The 21,967-nt window shown below is 61.6% G+C and carries 21 protein-coding genes; 13 read left to right on the forward strand and 8 right to left on the reverse strand.

The annotated features are described in order from the left end of the window. The first annotated feature begins 172 nt into the window (after positions 1-172). On the forward strand, positions 173-1,753 hold the full coding sequence (locus ACXAF5_RS12005) for a bifunctional metallophosphatase/5'-nucleotidase (RefSeq protein ID WP_474946752.1): 1,581 nt from the start codon (positions 173-175) through the stop codon (positions 1,751-1,753). 302 nt (positions 1,754-2,055) lie between these two features. Here the strand turns inward: ACXAF5_RS12005 and ACXAF5_RS12010 are convergent, their stop codons facing one another. From ACXAF5_RS12010 to ACXAF5_RS12020, 3 genes are read right to left on the reverse strand one after another with little or no spacing between them, the layout of a single operon-like run. After that, a complete protein-coding gene (locus ACXAF5_RS12010) occupies positions 2,056-3,378 on the reverse strand; it encodes an MATE family efflux transporter (protein WP_474946753.1) in 1,323 nt (440 codons plus the stop codon). Between the two features lie 18 nt (positions 3,379-3,396). Then, positions 3,397-3,915 carry a PaaI family thioesterase gene (locus tag ACXAF5_RS12015; protein WP_474946754.1) on the reverse strand — a complete coding sequence of 173 codons (519 nt, stop codon included), beginning with the start codon at positions 3,913-3,915 and terminating at the stop codon, positions 3,397-3,399. Beyond that, complete coding sequence (locus ACXAF5_RS12020; protein WP_474946755.1) at positions 3,912-4,334, reverse strand: PaaI family thioesterase; 423 nt, start codon at positions 4,332-4,334, stop codon at positions 3,912-3,914. Before ACXAF5_RS12020 ends, ACXAF5_RS12015 begins: the two co-directional genes overlap by 4 nt. Positions 4,335-4,459: 125 nt before the next feature. On the opposite strand from ACXAF5_RS12020, the gene ACXAF5_RS12025 reads away from it, so the two are divergent. The 10 genes from ACXAF5_RS12025 (at position 4,460) to ACXAF5_RS12070 (ending at position 14,125) form a co-directional block, all read left to right on the forward strand. Further along, on the forward strand, positions 4,460-4,831 hold the full coding sequence (locus ACXAF5_RS12025) for a MerR family transcriptional regulator (protein WP_474946756.1): 372 nt from the start codon (positions 4,460-4,462) through the stop codon (positions 4,829-4,831). A 114-nt stretch (positions 4,832-4,945) separates the two neighbouring features. Then, positions 4,946-5,209 carry a hypothetical protein gene (locus ACXAF5_RS12030; RefSeq protein WP_239365115.1) on the forward strand — a complete coding sequence of 88 codons (264 nt, stop codon included), beginning with the start codon at positions 4,946-4,948 and terminating at the stop codon, positions 5,207-5,209. A gap of 339 nt (positions 5,210-5,548) precedes the next feature. Beyond that, a complete protein-coding gene (locus ACXAF5_RS12035) occupies positions 5,549-5,950 on the forward strand; it encodes a MerR family transcriptional regulator (protein ID WP_005629585.1) in 402 nt (133 codons plus the stop codon). Positions 5,951-6,015: 65 nt separating this feature from the next. Further along, entirely contained in the window at positions 6,016-7,797 is a 1,782-nt protein-coding gene (locus tag ACXAF5_RS12040) for an acyl-CoA dehydrogenase C-terminal domain-containing protein (protein ID WP_474946757.1), read from the forward strand. A 91-nt stretch (positions 7,798-7,888) separates the two neighbouring features. Further along, positions 7,889-8,101 (forward strand): hypothetical protein, encoded by a 213-nt coding sequence (locus tag ACXAF5_RS12045; protein ID WP_005629582.1) that lies wholly within the window; start codon positions 7,889-7,891, stop codon positions 8,099-8,101. 37 nt (positions 8,102-8,138) lie between these two features. Next, on the forward strand, positions 8,139-9,302 hold the full coding sequence (locus ACXAF5_RS12050) for an acyl-CoA dehydrogenase family protein (protein WP_474946758.1): 1,164 nt from the start codon (positions 8,139-8,141) through the stop codon (positions 9,300-9,302). 285 nt (positions 9,303-9,587) lie between these two features. Further along, entirely contained in the window at positions 9,588-10,220 is a 633-nt protein-coding gene (locus ACXAF5_RS12055) for a glutathione S-transferase family protein (RefSeq protein WP_474946759.1), read from the forward strand. Positions 10,221-10,230: 10 nt separating this feature from the next. Then, entirely contained in the window at positions 10,231-11,442 is a 1,212-nt protein-coding gene (locus tag ACXAF5_RS12060) for an acetyl-CoA C-acetyltransferase (RefSeq protein ID WP_474946760.1), read from the forward strand. Continuing rightward, positions 11,442-11,927, forward strand: a complete 486-nt coding sequence (locus ACXAF5_RS12065) for a cupin domain-containing protein (protein WP_474946761.1) — start codon at positions 11,442-11,444, stop codon at positions 11,925-11,927. Before ACXAF5_RS12060 ends, ACXAF5_RS12065 begins: the two co-directional genes overlap by 1 nt. Beyond that, entirely contained in the window at positions 11,924-14,125 is a 2,202-nt protein-coding gene (locus tag ACXAF5_RS12070) for a 3-hydroxyacyl-CoA dehydrogenase NAD-binding domain-containing protein (protein WP_474946762.1), read from the forward strand. The genes ACXAF5_RS12065 and ACXAF5_RS12070 overlap by 4 nt, the downstream gene beginning before the upstream one ends. Before the next feature lie 222 nt (positions 14,126-14,347). On the opposite strand, the gene ACXAF5_RS12075 is transcribed toward ACXAF5_RS12070, so the two are convergent. Both ACXAF5_RS12075 and ACXAF5_RS12080 read right to left on the reverse strand, forming a co-directional pair. Continuing rightward, positions 14,348-15,040: a Hint domain-containing protein gene (locus ACXAF5_RS12075; RefSeq protein WP_239365174.1), complete on the reverse strand. Its 693-nt coding sequence runs from the start codon at positions 15,038-15,040 to the stop codon at positions 14,348-14,350. A gap of 127 nt (positions 15,041-15,167) precedes the next feature. Beyond that, complete coding sequence (locus ACXAF5_RS12080) at positions 15,168-15,833, reverse strand: sulfotransferase family 2 domain-containing protein (protein WP_474946763.1); 666 nt, start codon at positions 15,831-15,833, stop codon at positions 15,168-15,170. 159 nt (positions 15,834-15,992) lie between these two features. On the opposite strand from ACXAF5_RS12080, the gene ACXAF5_RS12085 reads away from it, so the two are divergent. Beyond that, entirely contained in the window at positions 15,993-17,624 is a 1,632-nt protein-coding gene (locus ACXAF5_RS12085; protein ID WP_474946764.1) for an AMP-binding protein, read from the forward strand. A gap of 177 nt (positions 17,625-17,801) precedes the next feature. Here the strand turns inward: ACXAF5_RS12085 and ACXAF5_RS12090 are convergent, their stop codons facing one another. Then, positions 17,802-18,386 (reverse strand): DUF2199 domain-containing protein, encoded by a 585-nt coding sequence (locus ACXAF5_RS12090; RefSeq protein ID WP_474946765.1) that lies wholly within the window; start codon positions 18,384-18,386, stop codon positions 17,802-17,804. A gap of 350 nt (positions 18,387-18,736) precedes the next feature. On the opposite strand from ACXAF5_RS12090, the gene ACXAF5_RS12095 reads away from it, so the two are divergent. After that, entirely contained in the window at positions 18,737-19,747 is a 1,011-nt protein-coding gene (locus ACXAF5_RS12095; protein ID WP_239319334.1) for a hypothetical protein, read from the forward strand. Positions 19,748-19,870: 123 nt separating this feature from the next. On the opposite strand, the gene ACXAF5_RS12100 is transcribed toward ACXAF5_RS12095, so the two are convergent. Then, on the reverse strand, positions 19,871-20,974 hold the full coding sequence (locus tag ACXAF5_RS12100; RefSeq protein ID WP_474946766.1) for an SPOR domain-containing protein: 1,104 nt from the start codon (positions 20,972-20,974) through the stop codon (positions 19,871-19,873). 333 nt (positions 20,975-21,307) lie between these two features. Continuing rightward, positions 21,308-21,940: a uracil phosphoribosyltransferase gene (upp, locus tag ACXAF5_RS12105; protein ID WP_239319328.1), complete on the reverse strand. Its 633-nt coding sequence runs from the start codon at positions 21,938-21,940 to the stop codon at positions 21,308-21,310. Between the last annotated feature and the right edge of the window lie 27 nt (positions 21,941-21,967).

Below are 21,967 nucleotides of genomic sequence, written 5' to 3' on the forward strand. Positions count from 1 at the left end.
AGACACCCCTGCTGCGCAAGGGCGCTTGTGCAATGGGCAGCGCAAAGTTTCCCCTGCGTCGATATATCCCTGTCATGATAATTTGGTTTTGACGGATTGGACAAAGATCCCGAATATTGGTCGAATAACAACCACCGGTAGAGGTGGCATAACAAAGGTGAGGGTTTATCCTATGATCGCACGTTTCCTGACATCCGTGGCCGCGCTTGGCCTGACCGCCGGCCTTGCGGCGGCGGACTACAAGCTGACCATCCTGCACACAAACGACATTCACAGCCGCATCGAGTCGATCAACAAATACGATTCCACCTGCGGTGCCGAGGACGAGGCCGAAGGCAAGTGTTTCGGCGGTGTGGCCCGCATCAAGACCAAGGTCGACGAAATGCGCGCGGCGCTTGAGGGACAGAACGTCCTGCTTCTGGATGCGGGCGACCCGTTCCAGGGTTCGCTGTTCTACACCACCTACAAGGGCGCAGCCGAGGCCGAGTTCATGGAGGCCATCGGCTATGACGTCATGGCCGTCGGCAACCACGAATTCGACGACGGCCCGGCCGGGCTGGAGAAATTCGTCGATACCGTGTCGTTCCCGGTGATCTCCGGCAATCTCGACCTCAGCTCCGAACCGCTGCTGAAAGGCAAGGTCGGCAACCACGTGGTGCTTGAGGTCGGCGGCGAAAAGATCGGCATCATCTCCGCGCTTGCGACCGACACGGTCGAGACCTCCTCGCCGGGGCCGAACGTTGTGTTCCAGGATGAGATCGACAGCCTGGCCGCGGATGTGGAGGCGCTGCAAGCCGAAGGCGTCAACAAGATCATCGCCCTGACCCATGTGGGCCTGGCCAAGGATCTGGAGATCGCGGAACAGGTTCCGGGTCTCGACGTGGTTGTGGGTGGCCATTCGCACACGCTCCTGTCCAACACATCCGACCGCGCGGCTGGCCCCTACCCGACCATGGTCGGCGATGTGCCGGTGGTGCAGGCCTATGCCTACTCCAAATACCTTGGCGAGCTGACGGTGACCTTTGACGACGCAGGCAATGTAACTGCGGCCGAGGGCGACCCGATCCTGCTCGACGCCTCGGTGACCCCGAATGCGGAGATCGCCGCCCGCGTGGCCGAGATGGGTGCCCCGATCGAAGAGATGAAAACCCGCGTGGTGGCCGAAACCACCGATACTGTCGATGGCTCTCGCGATGTGTGCCGTGCGGGCGAATGCTCGATGGGCAATCTGGTCGCCGATGCGATGCTGGCGCGAGTGAAGGACCAGGGCGTTTCCATCGCGATCCAGAACGGCGGCGGGCTGCGCGCCTCCATTGACGCGGGCGAGGTGACCATGGGCGAGGTGCTGACCGTGCTGCCGTTCCAGAACACGCTCTCGACCTTCGAGGTCAGCGGCCAGACCATGATCGACGCGCTGGAAAACGGCGTGGGTCAGATCGAGGAGGGCGCAGGCCGTTTCCCGCAGGTCGCCGGCATGAAGTTCGCCTTCGACCCGGCCAAGGAACCGGGCGCGCGGGTCTCTGACGTGATGGTCATGGAGGGCGATGCCTGGGTGGCGATCGATCCGGCCAAGACCTACGGCGTGGTGTCCAACAACTACGTCCGCAACGGCGGCGACGGCTACAAGATGTTCGCCGGCGACGACAAGAACGCCTATGACTTCGGCCCCGATCTTGCCGATGTGGTGGCCGAATACCTTGCCGAGGCTGGCCCCTACAGCGCCTATACTGACGGTCGCATCAGCCAGAAGTAAGCCCACGCCGGAGCAACACTCGCCCCCTGTGATCGGCTGCTCCAACCTGCATGTCCCCTGTCGGAACGATCCGGCAGGGGAAACCGGAAACAGAAAACCGGCCAGGGAAACCTGACCCACCCCCGGCATCGCCCTGGCCTGAGCCAGTGCGATCCGGTGACCTCAGGGCGCCGGCAGGCCGCGCCGAAGGCGCGGCCTGCCCCCCGGCGATTTGCTTGGCAAAGCGCAACTCCTCTTGCAAGATCAAGTGGCGCAACCACCGCGGTCAGCGCACCGGCCCGTATAGCCCAACCAGAGCAGTATCAGGCAGCTGAGACGCCGGCCTCCAGCCTCCGATAGCGGAGCGCAAGCGTCACGGCCCGGGTGAGGTTCAGCACCATCAGCGCCAGCCACAAACCGTGGTTGCCCAGAGTCGGAACCAGAACCAGCAAGGCCCCGACATAGACGGCGACCGATTGCAGCGCCGCGATCCGCATGTCGCGGGTCCATGTCGCGCCGATATAAATCCCGTCGAACATGTAGCTGGCGACGCTGACGAGCGGGGCAAGCGCCACCCACACGAGATACGTGCGGCCGGTCTCGCGCACCTCCGGCGCGGTGGTCATCAGGTCGATCAGCATCGGCCCCAGCCCCCAGAACCCCAGCGCCAGCAGCGCGGCAAAGCCGATCCCCCAATGGCTGGAAACCAGCGCCGCCCGGCGCAGGCGCTGCGGATCGCGCGCCCCCACCGCGCCGCCCACCAGCGCCTCGGCACTGAACGCAAACCCGTCCAGCGCAAAGGCAGTGATCTCCAGAAACTGGATCAGCACCTGATTGGCCGCCAGCGTCACATCCCCCATATCCGCGCCGATGAACAGGAAGGTCGTAAACGACAGCGTCAGCAGCACCGACCGCACCATGATGTCGCCATTGACCTGCATCATCCGTTTGATGCGCGCCCGATCAAAAATCCGCGCCCAATCATGCCATTGATCGCCCGCAAAGGCCGACCGGCAGAACCACAGTCCCAGCACCAGCCCCGACCACTCGGCGATCAGCGTCGCTGTCGCCACGCCTTCGACACCCCAGCCAAGCCCGAGCACAAACCACAGGTCCAACAGGATATTCAGCCCGTTCATCCAGATCTGAAGCAGGAACACCGCGCGTGTACGCTCCACCGCAATCAGCCAGCCGGTCACCGCATAAAGCCCGATGGTCGCGGGGGCACCCCAGATGCGGATCTCCAGATAGGCCCGGGCCAGATCTTCCACCTCAGCGCTGGCGGGCGCGAGGGCAAACGCGCCCCAGAACACCAAAGCCTGTGCAAGGATGAAAAACACACCCGCCCCGAAGGCCAGTATCAGCCCCCGCATCAGGAGCGCACCGGTCTCGGCCTCATCCCCGGCCCCACGCGCCTGCGCCGCAAGCCCGGTGGTGCCCATGCGCAGAAACCCAAAGGCCCAGTAAAGCGTCGACAGGATCACGGCGCCTACGCCCACCGCGCCAATGGGGGCCGCCTCGCCCAGTTGCCCCACGACACCCGTGTCCACCGCGCCGAGGATCGGCACGGTCGCATTGGACAAGACGATCGGCAGCGCGATTTTGAGCACCCGACCATGGGTGATGGGGCCAGATGCCTCGGACATGGATGTCGACCTTTGTGATTAATTGCCGGAACGCCGGTCCTGCGGCATCAGGAAATGCCCCGTTGCCTGCGCAAAGAGCTTGTCCTTGTGATCCTGCCAGGCGGCCACATGCACCGAGGCATAGCGCCGACCAGAGCGATTAACCGTGGCCCGCGCATAAGAATCGCGCGGCAGGCCGGACCGCAGATAATCCACGGTGAAATCGATGGTTTTGGGCAAGCGCGGCATCTGTCCCGCGGCCATGGTGTCCACGTCCAACTCGCCGCTTTCGAACTGCGGCCAGAGGTGGAACCACTGCAGGGTGATCACCGAGGTGACCTCCAGAAAGGCCGCCGTCGCCCCACCGTGGATCGCCGGCAGCATCGGGTTGCCGATCAGAGTGTCGTGAAAATGCATGGTCGAGGTCAGCTCGTCGCCACGCCGCTCAAAAGTGATGCCGAGAAACCCGATGTAGGGCACCGATTCCACCAAGGCCGCAAGGGCCGCATCGCGGCGTTGCTTGATCACTTGCACAGGCTCAGGACGGGGGCGGCTCATTGCTTGGGCTCCAGCGTGAAGGCGCCAGAGGCCGTTGCGACAGGCACTTCGGTTTCCTCATCCGTCGCCACCGCGCGCACAAAGGCGACATTGCGGGTCACGTGGTGACAGGTTGCGGTGGTGGTGATGGTCTGCCCCGGCGTCGCCCCGCGCATATAGTCGATCCGCAGGTCGATGGTGGCGGTGCTCGACGGCTCGCTCGGGTGGCTCATCACAGCCGCACCGCAACAGGTGTCCATCAGGGCCGACACCGCGCCGCCATGGATGACGCCGGTATCCGGATCCCCGATCAGTTTCTTGTCATAGGGCATCACGATCACCGCCCGGCCGTCACCGATCTCGGTCAGCTCCATTCCCAGCGCCTTTGAGTGCGGGATCGCCTCAATGAACTGGCGCGCCAGTTTGGTTTTGTCAGCCATGACTTGCTCCTTGCCGGATTTGCCTCATTTATTCCGTGCATGGGGGCAAAGCGCAAGGCTTGCAAAACTCCCAGTTGCACCGCTCGGTTCAGATGCTTAGGTTGCCCGAGCAAGGGAGGACATGGATGACCGAAACAAAACTGTCATTCAAGGAGATGTGCGCCGAGTTCGATGTGACGCCGCGCACCCTTCGGTACTATGAATATATAGAGCTGTTGCAGCCCGAACGTCAGGGGCGTTCACGGTTCTACGGCGCGCGCGACGTGGCGCGGATGAAGCTGATCCTGCGCGGGCGCAAGTTCGGCTTTCAGCTCGAAGAGATCCGCCAGTGGTTGCTGATCTACGACAAGGAAGGCGACGAAGCGCAAAACCGCGCCTTTATCGAGATGGCCGACCGGCAACTGAAGGAACTGGAACTCCAGCGCCAGCAGATCAACGAGGCGATGGAAGAGCTGACCGACCTGCGCAAGGTGACGCTGAACCTGCTGGATGGCTGATCTGCTCTTCAGAGGCGCAAGACCCGGCCTGGCTTTTGGATCGGAGCCAATATCTCAACTGCGGTTGCACCCTAGTCGTGATGCACGCTTGGACCTTTCAGCCATGAAACATCTATGAAGAACTTTCGCTGGCAAGTCGCCGGAAACGTCCAAGGCAATTGTTTGTCAGTGGAGCTGATCGACGAATACGGCGATGTACTTGCGGACATATCTCGCTGCGATGGCCCCAATACACTCACACTCAACACCTTTGGCAACGACATTGATCTCGGCATCGTGGAGGCATTCATCCGCGTCGCCCGGGAAAGATTAAAGTGTTTCGAAGACGGTTCGTTGCTGACAGAGGCCCGAACCAACCAGAGATTTCCAACAGAGTGAGAGGCCGTGTGGTCCCGCTCTGTCGACTTCGCTGACAGTCACACCAGAATTTCCAGTGCAGATAGACCCGTCACGCCAACGGGCACGACAAAGCCCCCACCTGCACAGGAAAAGCCCTATTTTACGCTTGTTTTCCGGTCGTTGCGCCGGAGAGCTTCGGCGATTTCCTGCCCTTCCGGCTCACGACGTCACGTCAAATCGCCCTGCCACCACGTCACCCCTCAAAATGACGCGGCGTCGGAGTTACGTAAACGTCAAGTTCATGTTGTAACTCTCGACAAGAGCCGCCAAGGTTTACGCAGACGACGCCAACGTAAAGCAACATCTGAGTGACGCCTCATGAGTGAAGACACCAAATCCATTCGCGAGATGTGCGACGAGTTCGGAGTAACGCCGCGCACGTTGCGCTTTTACGAAGCCAAGGAATTGCTGTTCCCGATCCGGGACGGACAAAAGCGGCTCTTTACCAAACGCGACCGGGCGCGGCTGAAATTGATCCTGCGCGGCAAGCGCTTTGGCTTCAGCCTCGAGGAAATCCGCCAGCTGCTCGACTTGTATCATATGGGCGACCAGCAGCTCACGCAGCTCAGCCGCACCTATGAGATCGCGCAGGACCGTCTGGCCGATATGGAGCGCCAGCGCGACGAGCTGACCGAGGCCATTGATGACCTGAAGGATCAGTTGAAATGGGGCGAGAAAGTCATCGCCTCGATGAAAACAAACGCCAAGGCGGCCGAGTAACCCTCACCGCCCTGCCCGCCAGATTGACCACGCAAACCGCACCACTCCAACCTTTGAGGACCGCGATGCCGAGCTATACCGCCCCCACCAAGGACACCCAATTTGTTCTGCACGATGTTCTGAACATCAAGGACGCAGGAATCCCCGGCTATAACGAGCTGGAGCCCGATTTCACCGGCGCCGTTCTGGAAGAAGCCGGCAAGATCGCCCGCGACGTGCTGCACCCCCTCAATGTGGTGGGCGACACCGAGGGCTGCCGTCTGGAAAACGGTGTGGTCTACACCCCGACCGGTTTCAAGGCCGCGTTCGAGCAAGTGAAGGAAGGCGGCTGGCCCGGTCTCGACATGCCGGAACAATACGGCGGCCAGAACATGCCCTATGTGATCGGTACTGCGGTGGGCGAGTTCTTCTCCGGCGCGAACCAAGCGTTTACCATGTATCAGGGCCTGACCCATGGCGCGGCCTCGGCCATTCTGGCGCATGGCACCGACGCACAGAAAGACACCTATCTGCCCAAGATGGTCTCTTGCGAGTGGACCGGCACCATGAACCTGACGGAGCCCCATTGCGGCACCGATCTGAGCCTGATGCGCACCAAAGCAGAACCGCAGGACGACGGATCTTATAAGATCACCGGTCAGAAGATCTTTATCTCCGCTGGCGATCACGACATGTCCGAAAACGTGATCCATCTGGTGCTGGCCAAGATCCCCGGCGGCCCCGAGGGCATCAAGGGCGTGTCGCTCTTTATCGTCCCGAAGTTCATCGTGAACGAAGACGGCACCCCGGGCGAGCGCAACGGCGTTTCGGTCGGCAAGATCGAAGAAAAGATGGGCATCCACGGCAACTCCACCTGCGTGATGAACTATGATGGCGCGACCGGCTGGCTCCTCGGGGACATGCACAAGGGCATGCGCGCCATGTTCACCATGATGAACGAGGCCCGTCTGGGTGTCGGCATGCAGGGTCTGGCGCAGGCCGAAGCCGCCTATCAGAACGCGGTGGAATACGCCAAGGACCGCCTTCAGGGCCGTGATGTGACAGGTGCAAAGAACCCCGATGGCCCGGCCGACCCGCTGATCGTCCACCCGGACATTCGCCGTAACCTGATGGATCAAAAGAGCTTTGCCGAGGGCGCGCGGGCGTTCATCCTCTGGGGAGCGACCATGATCGACAAGGCACACCGGGCCGAAGACAAGGACGCCGATGGGCTTATTTCCCTGCTGACGCCGGTCATCAAAGGCTTCCTGACCGACAAGGGCTATGACATGACCGTGCAGGCCCAGCAGGTTTACGGCGGCCATGGCTACATCGAGGAATGGGGCATGTCGCAATACACCCGCGACGCCCGTATCGCGATGATCTACGAGGGCGCAAACGGTGTGCAGGCGCTGGATCTGGTGGGCCGCAAACTGGCGCAGGACGGCGGCAAACATGTGATGGCCTTCTTTGATCTGGTCAAAGGGTTCTGCAAGGAAAACGGCGAGATTTCCGAAGACTATGCCAAAGACTTCATCGAGCCTCTGAAGGCAGCCTCCAAGGATCTGCAAGCGGCGGGGATGTATTTCATGCAAAACGGCATGAAGAACCCCAACAACGCGCTCGCTGGCTCCACCGATTTCATGCATATGTTCGGCCATGTCTGCCTTGGCCTGATGTGGGCGATGATGGGCAAAGCCGCGCAAAAGGCGCTTGACGACGGGGCCTCTGACGCGGCGTTCTACGAGACAAAACTCGCCACCGGCCGCTACTACATGGCACGTCAGCTGCCCGCGACCAAACTGCACCTTGCCCGTATCGAGACCGGTGCCGACACGGTGATGGCCCTCGACGCCGCACAGTTCTGATCGCGCCCTGTGACATGACATCGGATGTGCCCCTGCGGGGCATGTCCACCCTTGGCCGCCGGGGCGCATTTGGAATTGAGAGGATCCGAATATGCCCAAACGCTTTCGCCTGACCCGCCGCTTTCCCGTCGCCATGACGGAGGATGGCTTTCGCAGGCTCAAACGCTTTGCCCAGGAGGCCGGACTGGACGAGGGAGAAGCGCTGTCGTTTCTGTTCGAGAATTTTGACAGCGTGACCAACCATGAAAACCTGACCCATCGGTTGCGGCTGTTCAACGCCGAGCTGGAGGATCGCAAACGCTAGCGCACGGCAAGGACTGCCAAGCGCTTAAGGGGGAGAGATGAGCGCAGAGCTGGATTTTCGCACATCATCTGCATGGATGACCGACGAGCACAAAATGCTCGCCGACATGACGCAGAGCTTTATCACCAAGGAGTGGGCCCCGAAATTCGAACGCTGGCGCAAGCAGGGCGAGATGGACCGCTCCACCTGGGCGGAGGCCGGTGAACTGGGCCTGCTCTGCCCCTCCATCCCCGAGGAATTCGGCGGCGCAGGCGGCGATTTTGGCCATGAGGCGGCGATCCTGATCGAGGCCAGCCGCGCCAATCTCGCCAGCTGGGGCCACGGCATCCATTCGGGCATTGTGGCGCATTACATCCTGTCCTACGGCACCGAAGAGCAAAAACAGCGCTGGCTGCCCAAGCTGGTGTCCGGCGAGCTGGTCGGCGCGCTGGCGATGACAGAACCCTCAACCGGGTCTGACGTGCAGGCCATCAAGACCAAGGCCATTCGCGATGGCAATGTTTATCGGCTGTCCGGGCAGAAAACCTTTATCACCAATGGCCAGCACGCCAACCTGATCCTTGTGGCCTCAAAAACGGACCCGTCCCTTGGGTCAAAAGGCATCTCGCTGGTGGGTCTCGAAACGGATGGCGCCGACGGTTTCACCCGTGGCCGCAATCTCGAAAAGGTCGGCCTGCACGCAGCGGACACATCGGAGCTGTTTTTCGACAACATCGCGGTGCCCCCGGAAAACATCCTTGGCGGTGCCGAGGGTCAGGGCTTTTACCAGATGATGCAACAGCTGCCGCAGGAACGGCTGATCATCGCCTGCGGCGCGGTTGGCGCGATGCAAGGCGCTGTCGAGCGCACCATCGCTTATTGCAAGGAGCGCGAAGCCTTTGGCGGGCCTCTGACCCAATTCCAGAACACCCGCTTCAAACTCGCTGAATGCCTGACCAAGAGTAAAGTCGCCCGCGCCTTCCTTGATGACTGCATGGTGGAACACCTACGTGGGAACCTGAGCGTCGAAAAAGCGGCGATGGCCAAATACTGGATCACCGACACGCAAGGCGCTGTGCTCGACGAGTGTTTGCAATTGCACGGAGGATACGGGTTCATGCAGGAATACGCCGTGGCGGAAATGTGGACCGATGCCCGTGTGCAGCGCATTTACGGCGGCACCAATGAGATCATGAAAGAGCTGATTGCGAGGTCGCTGTGACAGTTCCAGCGCTTTCCCTCACCGCGTCTGACGGATGCCTCCGGCGGGGATATTTGAGAGAAGTTGAAGGTATGGGGCGCGCCTGCCCCCGAGCTCTCCGCCTAATGGGCAAGCGCGCCTTCAGCTTCTGCGGTCATCGGCTTCCCAGCCTGTACCGCACTGCCATGTTATCGCCATCTTGGTTAACAAACGCTGACTATCCTTCATCTTCTTCAAAATATCCCACGGGGGTGCGGGGGTGTGAAACCCCCGCCGCGACATCGCCACTGGGAGGGGCGATTTGATATGAAACTCTATTGTTTTGGCGAATCCGGCCATTCCTACAAGGCGGCGCTGGCGCTTGAGCTTGCGGGGCTAGCGTGGGAGCCGGTCTTTGTTGACTTTTTCAACGGCACCACACGCGGCGACGCGTTCCGAAGTAACGTCAATGAGATGGGCGAATGTCCGGTTTTAGTTGATGGTGACGTAACGCTCAGCCAGTCTGGCGTGATCCAGCAGTATCTGTCCGAGACCTATGGCAAGTTTGGTGGAACCACACCGGAAGAGAAACGGGAAGTCCTGCGCTGGCAGCTTTGGGACAATCACAAATTGTCTTCAAACGTGGGCCTGTGCCGGTTTTTGATGAATTTCCTGCCCGAAGACAAATGCCCGGCTGACGTAATCGCATTCCTGCAAGGGCGCCTCAAAGCGGCCTACGCAGTTCTGGACAGACACTTGGAGGGCCGCGACTGGATCGTGGACGAAGGCCTCACCAACGCCGACCTTACCTGCTGTAGCTATCTCTACTACCCTGAGCCTTTCGGATTTGACCGCAAGGACTACCCCAATATCGACGCCTGGCTGTCGCGCATCAGCGCCCTGCCCGGCTGGAAACACCCCTATGACCTGATGCCCGGCAACCCGTCGGATCGAGCTTGAGGAGACAACTATGACCGAAGCTTACATCTATGATGCCGTCCGCACCCCGCGCGGCAAAGGCCGCAAGGACGGCGCACTCCATGAGGTGACCTCGGTGCGCCTCTCTGCCCTGACCCTGAACGCGCTGAAAGAGCGCAACAACCTTGAAGGCCATGCAGTCGAGGATGTGATCTGGGGCAATGTCACGCAGGTGATGGAACAGGGTGGCTGTCTGGCGCGCTCTGCGGTGCTCGCCTCTGATCTGGATCAATCCATTCCGGGCCTTGCGATCAACCGCTTCTGCGCCTCTGGCATGGAAGCTGTGAACCTCGCTGCAAACCAGGTCAAAGGTGGCGCAGGAGATGGCTATATCGCGGGCGGCGTCGAGATGATGGGCCGTGTCGCCATGGGTTCGGACGGAGCGGCGATTGCCGTCGATCCGACACTGGCCATGGACAGCTATTTCGTGCCGCAGGGGATCTCGGCCGACATCATCGCCACCGAGTATGGGTTTACCCGCGAGCAGGCCGATGCGCTGGCGGTGGAATCCCAGCGCCGTGCCAAGGCCGCCTGGGATGACAACCGCTTTGCCAAATCCGTCATCACCGTGCGCGACCAGAATGGGCTTTCGATCCTGGATCACGATGAGTACATGCGCCCCGGCACCGACATGCAGGCACTTGGCGCGCTCAATGCCTCCTTCCAGATGATGGGCGAGGTGATGCCGGGCTTTGATGCGGTGGCAAAGCTGAAATATCCGCATCTGGAGAAGATCAACCACATCCACCACGCGGGCAACTCATCCGGCATCGTGGATGGATCCGCGGCGGTTCTGATCGGCAACAAGGAATTTGGCGAGCGTCATGGGCTGAAGCCGCGCGCCCGTATCAAGGCAACCGCCAAGATCGGCACCGACCCAACCATCATGCTGACCGGTCCTGTGCCTGTGACCGAGAAGATCCTCAAAGAGACCGGCATGAAGATTTCCGATCTGGATCTTTTTGAGGTCAACGAAGCCTTTGCCTCGGTGGTGCTGCGCTTCATGCAGGCGTTTGACGTGGACCCGGGGCTAGTGAACCCGAACGGCGGTTCGATCGCCATGGGGCACCCGCTGGGCGCGACCGGCGCGATCATCATCGGCACGCTGCTGGACGAGCTGGAGCGGCAGGACAAGGAATGCGGACTTGCCACGCTCTGCATCGCCTCGGGCATGGGGGCCGCCACCATCATCGAGCGCGTCTGATGCCAAAACTGGACCTTTCCCAAATTCCTGCAAAGGGCGGCTCGACCTATCCCGGCAAGCTGGCCCAGAGCGTTGCGGGACGGACGGCACAGCGCCTGGGCGATGCCGCTGGGATCAGCCAATATGGTGTGAACCTCGTGCATCTGGAGCCCGGGGCGCTGTCCTCCCTGCGCCATTACCACATGGAACAGGACGAGTTCGTCATGGTCACCGCCGGCACGCTGGTGCTGGTGGATGACGCAGGCGAACATGACATGAACCCGGGCGATTGCGCCGCCTTCCCCAAGGGCGATGCAAACGGCCACCACCTTATCAACAAGAGCGACGCGCTGGCCTCCTTCCTCGTGATCGGCACACGGACCGAGACCGAGACGGCCTTCTACAGCGACCTCGACATGATGGTGAAGGTTGCCGATGGCGCTTTCACCTTCACCCGTAAAGACGGCAGCCCGCTGACGGCTGAGCAGATCGGAGACGACACATGAGTGATTTCACATATGACGTGGACGCAGACGGCATTGCCATCATCACCTGGGATGCAGTCGACAAAAGCATGAACGTGCTGACCCGCGAGGCCTTTGGCCTGGTGGAGGAGTATATCGACCGTGCGCTTGGCGATGACGCGGTCAAGGGCGTGGTGATCACCTCCGGCAAGAAAGACTTTGCCGGCGGCATGGATCTGAACGTGCTGGCCACCATCCGCGAGGAGTCGGGCGAAAACCCGGCTCAGGGCCTGTTTGATTTCACCATGAATGGCCACCGCATCCTGCGCAAGCTGGAGCGCGCCGGGATGGACGCCAAGACCAACAAGGGCGGCAAACCGATTGCCTGCGCCATCAATGGCACCTGTGCGGGCATCGGCACCGAGATCGCGCTGGCCTGTCATTACCGCAGCATGACCGACAACCCAAAGGCCAAGATCGGCCTGCCGGAGATCCTGCTGGGCATCTTCCCCGGTGGCGGCGGCACCATCCGTTATTCGCGCATGGTGGGCGCGGTGAATGCTGCCCCCGTGCTGCTCGAAGGCAAGATGCTGGACCCGAAAAAGGCCAAATCCGCAAGCCTTGTGGATGAGGTTGCCGCCGATCCGCTGGAAGCGGCGCGTCAGTGGGTGCTCAATGCCAAGGACGTCGATATCGTCAAGCCGTGGGACCAGAAGGGCTATAAAATGCCCGGCGGCGCGCCCTATCATCCGGCTGGTTTCATGAACTATGTCGGGGCCTCCGCCATGGTGCATGGCAAGACCCAAGGCGCGTTCCCGGCGGCCAAGGCGCTGCTCTCGGCGGTTTATGAGGGCGCGCTGGTGGATTTTGACACCGCGCTGCGCATTGAGGCGCGCTGGTTCACCCATGTGCTGATGAACCCGTCCTCCTCAGCGATGATCCGATCCCTGTTCATCAACAAACAAGCGTTGGAAAAGGGCGCGGTGCGTCCCAAGGGCATTGAGGACCAGACCGTGAAGAAGATCGGTGTGCTCGGCGCAGGCATGATGGGCGCAGGCATCGCGTTGGTGTCGGCGCAGGCGGGCATGGAGGTCGTGCTGATCGACCGCGATCAGGACGCCGCCGACAAGGGCAAGGCCTACTCCGCCACCTATATGGACAAGGGCATCAAGCGCGGCAAAGCCACGCCCGAGAAGAAAGAGGCGCTGCTGGCGCAGATCACTGCAACACCGGATCTCGACGCCCTCAAGGGCTGCGATCTGATCATCGAGGCGGTGTTTGAAGACCCGAGCGTAAAGGCCGAGATGACCAAGAAGGTCGAGGCGATCATCCCCGAAGACTGCATCTTTGCCTCCAACACCTCGACCCTGCCGATCACCAGCCTCGCCGAGGCCTCGGTCCGGCCGGAGCAGTTCATCGGCATTCACTTCTTCTCGCCGGTTGAGAAGATGTTCCTGGTGGAGATCATCAAGGGCGAGAAGACCGGGGATCGCGCGGTGGCCAAGGCGCTGGACTATGTGCGCCAGATCCGCAAGACGCCGATCGTAGTGAATGATGCGCGGTTCTTCTACTGCAACCGCTGCATCATCCCCTACATCAATGAGGGCGCGCGGATGATCACCGAAGGTGTCTCGCCGGTGCTGATCGACAACGCCGCGCGTCAACTGGGCTTCCCGGTGGGGCCGATCCAGCTCACCGATGAGACCTCGATCGATCTGGGCGCAAAGATCGCACGGGCCACCAAGGCGGCGATGGGCGATGCCTATCCCGAAAGCCCCGCGGATGATCTGATCTTCTGGATGGAAGATCAGGGCCGTCTGGGGCGCAAGGCCAATGCGGGCTTCTTTGACTATGACGACAAAGGTAAGCGCGTTGAGTACTGGAAGGGCCTGTCGGAGAAATACCCGCAAGCTGCCGAGCAACCCGACCTGATCGAAGTGCAGGAGCGGCTGATGTTCGCGCAGGTCCTGGAGGCCGTGCGGGCGCTGGAAGAAGGCGTGTTGATGGACATCCGTGAGGGGGACGTGGGCGCGGTTCTGGCCTGGGGCTTTGCGCCGTGGTCCGGTGGACCGCTCAGCTGGCTCGATATTATCGGCACGCCCTATGCGGCGGAGCGCTGCGACCAGCTGGCAGAGGCTTATGGCGACCGGTTTACCTGCCCGCCGCTGCTGCGTGAGATGGCGGAGAAAGGCCAGACCTTCTATGGCCGTTTTGCGCCGGAAGACGATCAGGCGGCCTGAGCCCTGCGCACATTTGATCTAAAACGGTCGCCCCTCACGGGGCGGCTTTTTTGTTGTGCGAGGCTCTGCCTCGCGCTCCGAGATATTTGTGAAAAGATGAAGATCCGGGGGGCTTTGAGGCCCTGACAGTTCGCGCATGTGCCAAGATGACGAAGACCCGCCACCGAAAGGATCGGCTGGCGGGTCGTCTGCTCTGGAGGGGTGTGAGAGAGAGCGAAAGTATCAGGCGAAGGTTGCGTATTGCGGCTCGCCGGTGCCGCCGGTGCCCGCCATCGCGCCGGGGGTCCAGAAACTGTCCTCGGTGATCATGTCGATCACCAGTTCGCGGGCTTCGCCGGCGGAGAGAATGGTGTAGAGTTCCTCGGACTGGGCGGTCACGCAGTAGTGCATCAGGTCGTGATCCGCGGGGCAGAAGGCGAGAACGCCGGCCTCGATGTAAACCACCTCGTCCTCGTCAAAGGTCAGGAGGATGGTTTCCATGGTCACCTGCTGCGGCGCACGGGTGATGCCGCGGTAGCCTTCGAGCGCGCAGGCGGGAACGACGGCAAAGGGATCGCCCAGGTTATCTTCGAGCAGGTCATGCTCCAGCAGAACGCCCTGCTCTGGCTTGACCCACATCGGGTTGCGGTTGCCGAGCGCATCGCGGGGGATATAGACGGGTGCCATTTCCTGAGCGGAGGCGGTGTCGCCCAGAACCAGAGTGCGGCGGGTGATCGATTTGATGGGGCGCATGCCGTGGTCGAAGGTCAGCACCTCGTCACCGATGGACAGCGCCTGAACGGGGCGCCAACCGGTCGCGGTGGCAACCATGGTCCCGGCGAGAAAGCCGGCCTGGCCGGTGGCCACCATCGGGAATTCGGTGGTGAACGCTTCTGCCATCGGGGAGGCATTCCGTTTTGCAAACCAATCCAGCATGTTCCTGTCCTTTCGACCTTTGAGTTGCTCCGGACCTCGGGGGCTCGAAGCTCCAATCGCCGTTCCGTGAATACGTTGTAGCAAACCGGGCGGGCCTGGGCGCGGTCTCTAACGGAGCCGCTCTGTCTCAAAGGGATAGGGGGGAATCGTTAAAAGAGTATTCAAATCGCTCCAATTCAGTAGCGCAGCAATCCTGAACGGCAGTAATCGCCTGTGAATCATAGTAAACGCGCCAGTCGGGATCACGCTGTGACCCGTTCACACGAGGCAGATCCAGTGCGAACCCCAAGTGATCGAACAAGGGTGCGGCATCTGTGGCGAAGGATTCGAGCCGTATATAAAGGCTGCAATGCTCATACCCATCCGACTGCTGCATATATGAGGGCGCAGGCTGGGCCCTGAGCGCGCGCATCACCAAAGGGTCGGTGACAAAGCCGGAAAACGACCGCGATCTGGCCAGTGGCACCATCGGATGGTCAAAGGTCTGTCCTTGCAGCCAGTGATAGAGGCTGACCACGCGATCAAAGGGATTGCGCACCAAAGTGAAGGCAAACATCTGCCGCAGCTCCTCGCGGCTGGCGAGGCCTTCGATGTCGGCCAGGGTTGAGTGTTTCCACAATCGCCCCCGCGTCTGGGTGCCGTGCAGGCGGCGGCGGCGTTTCACGGCCTTCGGCGTGTCGCCCAGCATCTCGTCCCCGGCCATGGCGCGGGCCTCCAGCGCCAGCGCAAGCGCGGTGCCGCCGGTCTTGGGGATATGGATAAAGACGTAGTTGCGCCCGCGCGAAAGGATCATGCGCAGAGGCTAACCCATTACAGAGCATTGGGAAACATCCGAGCACATGGGGCGAATCCAGTAGAAATACCGCCCAGGCACGCAATCTCTTTCAATTTTCAAATCTCCAGCGCAATATTCGGTCTCAGGCGCAAATCGGCAAGACCGGGAGGAGGAATCATGGGGTGGCTGGCAGATGAAACCGGGCTGGAACGGACGGCGGCGAACTATGTGCCGCTGACGCCGCTCTCACACTTGCAGCGCGCGGCGCATGTCTTTGCCGAGGACACGGCCCTGGTCTACGGCCAAACCCGGCGCACCTATGCGCAGTATTATGATCGTTGTACCCGACTGGCGGCGGCGCTTGCCGGCATGGGGGTGACACCCGGCGATGTGGTTGCGACCTTGCTGCCGAATATCCCGGCGCAGGCCGAGGCGCATTTTGGCGTGCCCGCCTGTGGTGCGGTGCTCAACACAATCAACATCCGGCTGGATGTGGACACGGTCGCCTATATCTTTGACCACGGAGAGGCCAAGGTGGCGCTGGTTGACAGTGAGTTTCTGGAGCTGGCCGAGGCCGCCAAGGCGCGGATGCAGGGCGAGGGCCCGATCCTCATCGAGGTGCCCGATCCCGAGGCGGGTGTGCCCGCGAGCGGACGCCATGCCACCTATGATGAACTCCTCGCCGCGGCGCCTCATGATTTCGACTGGATCACGCCCCAGGACGAATGGGAAAGCCTCGCGCTCAACTACACCTCCGGCACCACCGGGCGGCCCAAGGGCGTGGTCTATCACCATCGCGGCGCCTATCTGATGACCATGGGCACCGTGATCTCGTGGCGGCTGCAGATGCGCCCGGTCTATCTGACCATCGTGCCGCTATTTCACTGCAACGGCTGGAACCACACGTGGATGATGCCGGTGCTGGGTGGCACCGTGGTCTGCTGCCGCAACACAACCGCCGAGGCGATCTATGATGCCATCGCCGATGAGGGCGTGACCCATTTTGGTGGCGCGCCGATCGTGCTCAATATGATCGTCAACGCCAAGGATGCGGAGCGGCGCGCTTTTGACCACACGGTTGAAGTCTTTACCGCAGGCGCGCCCCCTGCCCCGGCGACGCTGGAAAAGATCGAACGACTGGGGTTTCACGTCACACAGGTCTACGGGCTGACGGAAACCTATGGCCATGTCACCGAATGCCTCTGGAAAGGCGACAGCTGGAACACGCTCGACACCGCCGGGCGTGCCGCGATCAAGGCCCGTCAGGGCGTGGCCTTTCCGATGATGGAAGATGTCACGGTTCTGGACGAGACCCTGACGCAAGTCGCCAAGGACGGTCAGACGCAAGGACAGATCGTGATGCGCGGCAATTCGGTCATGAAAGGCTATCTGAAGAACCCGGAGGCCACCGCTGAGGCCTTTGCCGGCGGCTATTTCCACTCCGGCGACATCGCGGTGCAGCATCCCGATGGCTATATCCAGATCGCCGACCGGGCCAAGGACATCATCATTTCAGGCGGAGAGAATATCTCCTCCGTAGAGGTCGAAGGTGTGCTGATGGGCCACCCGGATGTGAACCTTGCTGCGGTGGTGGCAAAGCCCGACGAAAAATGGGGCGAAGTGCCCTGTGCCTTTGTGGAGCTGAAAGAGGGCGCAGTGGTCGACGAAGCCGCCCTGATCGCCTTCGCCCGCCAGACGCTTGCCGGTTTCAAGACTCCGAAAGCGGTGGTTTTTGGGGAATTGCCCAAGACCTCGACCGGAAAGATCCAGAAGTTCGAACTGAGGAAGCGGTTCGCTGGGGGGAGTTGAGGGCGACCTCCAGCCGCGGATTGGGAACGCTTTTGTGAAATGAGACTGGATGGCGAAGATCTGTCAGATCGAGCGTGAAGCTGCGATTGCTGACAATCACCCTGCCATTCATAGATGGATACCACGCGGGAGGAAGCACCAGTTCGCAGCGACTACGCGAATGTCGGCCTTCCTTTGTTAAGCGACCTGGTCTTTCCTTGAGCACGCGTGATTTGCGAGCTTGGCAATTTTTATTGCCTTTCGCCAGCTGATCCCTTCGCGTTGATCAATGGAAAGCGGATGGGAACTGTCCCAAAGATAGGCCTTTGGTCTTTGCCCTTTCGCACTCCATTGAATATCACATTCAAGGTGCTCAAGAGGAGCGCCAGCATCAGATAGATTGTAAAACGGCATGTCGACGGGCAACCACCCAAAGCTCCCGAGCGACGACTGATCTTGACCAAAGGTTTCAACGTATTTTTCGAAGCTGTCTTTAGACTGAGTAACCCAAACTCCCCAGGTAAATGGGGCATCGGCACCTTGGATCGGGATCTCAAGGACAACACGAATACAGAAAATCTCGTCGCCTTGGTCGTCATCTTTTGCAGGTTTAATGTGACAAAGATCATCCGAGGCGACAGTCCGATCTTTTCGGTTCCCCTCGGGGACATCGAAATAGTATGTCGGAAACTGAAACGAAAACGACGGCGCCCCTTGGTGAAACTCACCACACGCGTTGCACTTGTACTGAAATTGCCGTTTGCCGAACAATCGTTTGAACAATGTATACCCTTTCCGCGCTGTAAACCAATTTGAAGCAGACATTGTATCTGTGTGCAATGGAGGTCGGTTCGGCCTCAGACTGTTCATTCGTGACGCGCAACACAAATGAATGGTATCAAGTTTGACACATCATCCCGCCCGTCTGCCTTCGCAGGCGCCCTCGGGTATGATCATCAACAGTCCAACGGCACGTCTTGCACGTCCACATCCGGCTCCTTTCCACCTCAACGCCCTCTCAACGCTTAGAAAAACACTCAAGTGCCGCCATTTGAGCCGCAAAGCGGTTTGCCGCCGATGCGGCTTGCATGTTAAATACCATCTAGAACAACAGGAGCAGGCAATCCCGGTCGATGACGGTACTCCGTGAATTTCAGCGGCTTGAGGCGGTGGGCATCTGGCGGCCTTCGCCGTCAGAGCAGCGGCGCGACGTGATTGTCTCGCTCGGGGATGCGACGCTCACCATCACCGATATGCAGGATCGCCCCCTCGCCCATTGGTCGCTGGCTGCGGTCGAGCGGGCCAATCCGGGCGCGTTTCCTGCCCTCTATCATCCCGACGGCGACCCCGGCGAAACGCTGGAACTGGCCGAGGATGAGGTCACCATGCGCGAGGCGATCGAGACGGTGCAGACCGCCATCGACCGCGCGCGCCCGCATCCCGGAAGGCTGCGGCTCTATGGCGGTCTTGGCATTCTGGCCTGTGTTGCCACGCTACTGGCCTTTGGCCTGCCACAGACCATGCGCACGCAGACCCTCGCGGCGGTGTCGGATGTGCATCGCAAGGCCATTGGCCAGGCCCTTCTCGGGCGCATCGAGCGGGTCTCCGGGCAGGCCTGCTCCACGGCCGAAGCGGAACCGATCCTGAGAAAGCTCGCGGATCGCACCGATGTGCGCCGCGTGGTGGTGCTGCGCTCCGGGATTGCCGAGAGCCTGACCTTGCCCGGCGGCATCGTGTTGATCCACCGCTCCTTTGTCGAAGACTACGAAGACCCGGCGGTGGCTGCCGGTGCAGTGCTGGTGGAGCATGTGCGAGCTGATACGCGCGATCCGATGGCCGAGATCCTCGACATTGGCGGCATCGGCGCCACCTTCCGCCTGCTGACCACCGGCGAAATCCGGCGCGAGACCCTGGACCGCTATTCGGAGACCATGCTGGCCTCGCCGCGCCCCGGGGTCGATGTGGAGACCCTGCTGGCAGAATTTGCCCGCGCGGCCATTCCCTCCACCCCCTATGCCTACGCCCGCGATGTAACCGGTGAAACCACGCTGGGACTGATCGAAGCCGATCCGATGGCCGGGCGGGAATTGGCGCCGGTGCTGAACGACCGGGATTGGGTGCAGTTGCAGAACATCTGCGGCTAGGGTAAGCCCCCGGCGCTGAAGCGCCCAACCTTATGTCCCCAAAACACGATATCCGCTTCGGCACCGAGGTTCCGCCCTGCGTGGGTCAGCTTGGCAGCTGGTCGCCCTTGCGCCTGCGCACGCCTATTTGCTGAGGCGCGCGCCGCTGAAGCCAGCCGCACGAATGCGCTGAAGCGCCTGCTGAGCTCCGACCGTGAAGGGACCGGCAAGCACGACCTTGTAGGTCTGACCGTTCCGCTTCAACGTACCCAGCCGCATCTGCAATCCGGTGGCAGAGGCAAGATCCCGCGCCACGCGCCGGGCTTCGGCCGGATCCGACAGGGTTGCGGCACGCACGTAACGGCGCGCCACGGGAGCGACCTCGGGCAAGGTCGCATCGGGAGCAGAGCGGCTCGAGATGGCGGACCCGGGCCCACCCCGGCGCGGCGGCACGATGCCATATTTCGCTTTCGCGTCCCACAGGACAAAGGGGGTCTTGTCCAGCGGTCGCTCGACCTGCCGACGGGGCAGCTCTTCGCTCCAGACCTGCGCCATCTGCGCATCGCCCTGTGGGGTCCGCACACCCCGCTGGGCATTCATGCGGTTGTCGGCGCGATCGGCAGGGGCGTACCCGTCCGGGACAACCATGCGATCACTGAGAACCGTGGGACGAATGGTCTGCTCGGCGCGGTGGATGTTCAGGCGGTCATCTTCCCACACCACGCGATACCCCTCGGGCACCTGCAGGCCCTCGCTCTTGCGACGTTCGAGATAGATATGAACCGGCAGGATGCGGGTGTTTGGCGTGATGCGCGACAAGGGATCGGCGGATGCCGCGGCGGTCTGCGGGCGCGCGACGGGAACCGCCGCAGGCCGGGTGCCGGATGTGGGCGCCCGGGGCGCGGAGACCGGGCGGGCGGGGCGCACCGGCGACAGGTTCACCGCCGTCTGCGCCGCAGAGGTGCTCTCGGCCGCGCGTTGCGGTTTCACCACCGGCGTCACCGGCGCGACAGAGGTAGCTGCGGAGGCGGCAGGCGCGGTGGCCGCGTCGGATCCTGCTGCGGTTCCGGGCGCCAATGAGATCACTTCGGGGGCCGGTGACGGGGGAACCTCCGCGGCGGGACGGGCCCCGGCGATCTCTGTCGGCGTGGCACCGCAGAGTTGTTGTCGCGCCCGGTTCACCCGCGGAATCCACGCGACATTGCCGTCGACACCGGCACGGATAAACACACAGCCTTTGCTGTCCACGAACTGACGCCCCTCAAATGACGCCGGAGGGACCTCCGCCGGGCGCGCGATGGGCTGAATGGTCTGCGCGTAAAGACCCGCCCCACCTGAAACCGCCCAGATAAGGGATACTGCCGTAATTCTAGTTATTTTCATGGAACTGCCCCACAATATATGGCGGCAGGATGCCTGAAAAGCCCCGCTGAGTAAAGGAAATGCTGGCAACAATATGGCAGGTTCCGGCAGATCGTCGCCACAACCCGGCGCTCAGATCCGACAGGCCCGCTCGGGCCCCGGGGCAGACGCGCGCGGGCGGTGCCGGAATGGCCCTGCGCGCGCCCTGTAGGTCGGGCGTTACTTGGTCCCGAACATACGATCCCCGGCGTCCCCCAGACCGGGCAGGATATAGCCCTTCTCGTTCAGCTGGCGATCCAGCGAGGCCGTGATGATCTTCACATCCGGATGCGCCTCCTTCATGCGGGCCACCCCTTCGGGCGAGGCCAGCAGGCACAGGAAGCGGATATTGTTCGCCCCCGCCTTCTTCAACAGATCGATCGCCGCGACCGAGGAATTGCCGGTGGCCAGCATCGGATCCACCGCGATCACCATCCTGTCCGAGATCTGTTGCGGCACCTTGAAATAGTATTGCACCGGCTCCAGCGTCTCTTCATCCCGGTACATGCCGACAAACCCGACCCGCGCCGAGGGCACCAGTTCCAGCACCCCGTCGAGCATGCCGTTGCCTGCGCGCAGGATCGACACCAGCGCCAGTTTCTTGCCCGCCAGGATCGGCGCTTCCATCTCCTCCATCGGGGTTTCGATGGTGGTGGTGGTCAGGGGCAGTTCGCGTGTGACCTCATAGGCCAGCAGCTGGGTCAGTTCGCGCAGCAACTGGCGGAATTCCGAAGTGGATGTGGCCTTGTCGCGCATGATGGTCAGCTTGTGCTGCACCAGCGGGTGGTCAACGACGGTCAGGTGGTCACTCATCGGGCGCTCTCCATTTTGCTTTTGGTT

It is taken from the genome of Epibacterium sp. ABV4_022, from assembly GCF_056159345.1.

Excerpts from the sequence above, each read along its gene's own strand:
- ACXAF5_RS12005 (WP_474946752.1), top strand. The coding sequence starts at position 173 with ATGATCGCACGTTTCCTGACATCCGTGGCCGCGCTTGGCCTGACCGCC.
- ACXAF5_RS12010 (WP_474946753.1), bottom strand. The coding sequence starts at position 3,378 with ATGTCCGAGGCATCTGGCCCCATCACCCATGGTCGGGTGCTCAAAATC.
- ACXAF5_RS12015 (WP_474946754.1), bottom strand. The coding sequence starts at position 3,915 with ATGAGCCGCCCCCGTCCTGAGCCTGTGCAAGTGATCAAGCAACGCCGC.
- ACXAF5_RS12020 (WP_474946755.1), bottom strand. The coding sequence starts at position 4,334 with ATGGCTGACAAAACCAAACTGGCGCGCCAGTTCATTGAGGCGATCCCG.
- ACXAF5_RS12025 (WP_474946756.1), top strand. The coding sequence starts at position 4,460 with ATGACCGAAACAAAACTGTCATTCAAGGAGATGTGCGCCGAGTTCGAT.
- ACXAF5_RS12030 (WP_239365115.1), top strand. The coding sequence starts at position 4,946 with ATGAAGAACTTTCGCTGGCAAGTCGCCGGAAACGTCCAAGGCAATTGT.
- ACXAF5_RS12035 (WP_005629585.1), top strand. The coding sequence starts at position 5,549 with ATGAGTGAAGACACCAAATCCATTCGCGAGATGTGCGACGAGTTCGGA.
- ACXAF5_RS12040 (WP_474946757.1), top strand. The coding sequence starts at position 6,016 with ATGCCGAGCTATACCGCCCCCACCAAGGACACCCAATTTGTTCTGCAC.
- ACXAF5_RS12045 (WP_005629582.1), top strand. The coding sequence starts at position 7,889 with ATGCCCAAACGCTTTCGCCTGACCCGCCGCTTTCCCGTCGCCATGACG.
- ACXAF5_RS12050 (WP_474946758.1), top strand. The coding sequence starts at position 8,139 with ATGAGCGCAGAGCTGGATTTTCGCACATCATCTGCATGGATGACCGAC.
- ACXAF5_RS12055 (WP_474946759.1), top strand. The coding sequence starts at position 9,588 with ATGAAACTCTATTGTTTTGGCGAATCCGGCCATTCCTACAAGGCGGCG.
- ACXAF5_RS12060 (WP_474946760.1), top strand. The coding sequence starts at position 10,231 with ATGACCGAAGCTTACATCTATGATGCCGTCCGCACCCCGCGCGGCAAA.
- ACXAF5_RS12065 (WP_474946761.1), top strand. The coding sequence starts at position 11,442 with ATGCCAAAACTGGACCTTTCCCAAATTCCTGCAAAGGGCGGCTCGACC.
- ACXAF5_RS12070 (WP_474946762.1), top strand. The coding sequence starts at position 11,924 with ATGAGTGATTTCACATATGACGTGGACGCAGACGGCATTGCCATCATC.
- ACXAF5_RS12075 (WP_239365174.1), bottom strand. The coding sequence starts at position 15,040 with ATGCTGGATTGGTTTGCAAAACGGAATGCCTCCCCGATGGCAGAAGCG.
- ACXAF5_RS12080 (WP_474946763.1), bottom strand. The coding sequence starts at position 15,833 with ATGATCCTTTCGCGCGGGCGCAACTACGTCTTTATCCATATCCCCAAG.
- ACXAF5_RS12085 (WP_474946764.1), top strand. The coding sequence starts at position 15,993 with ATGGGGTGGCTGGCAGATGAAACCGGGCTGGAACGGACGGCGGCGAAC.
- ACXAF5_RS12095 (WP_239319334.1), top strand. The coding sequence starts at position 18,737 with ATGACGGTACTCCGTGAATTTCAGCGGCTTGAGGCGGTGGGCATCTGG.
- upp (WP_239319328.1), bottom strand. The coding sequence starts at position 21,940 with ATGAGTGACCACCTGACCGTCGTTGACCACCCGCTGGTGCAGCACAAG.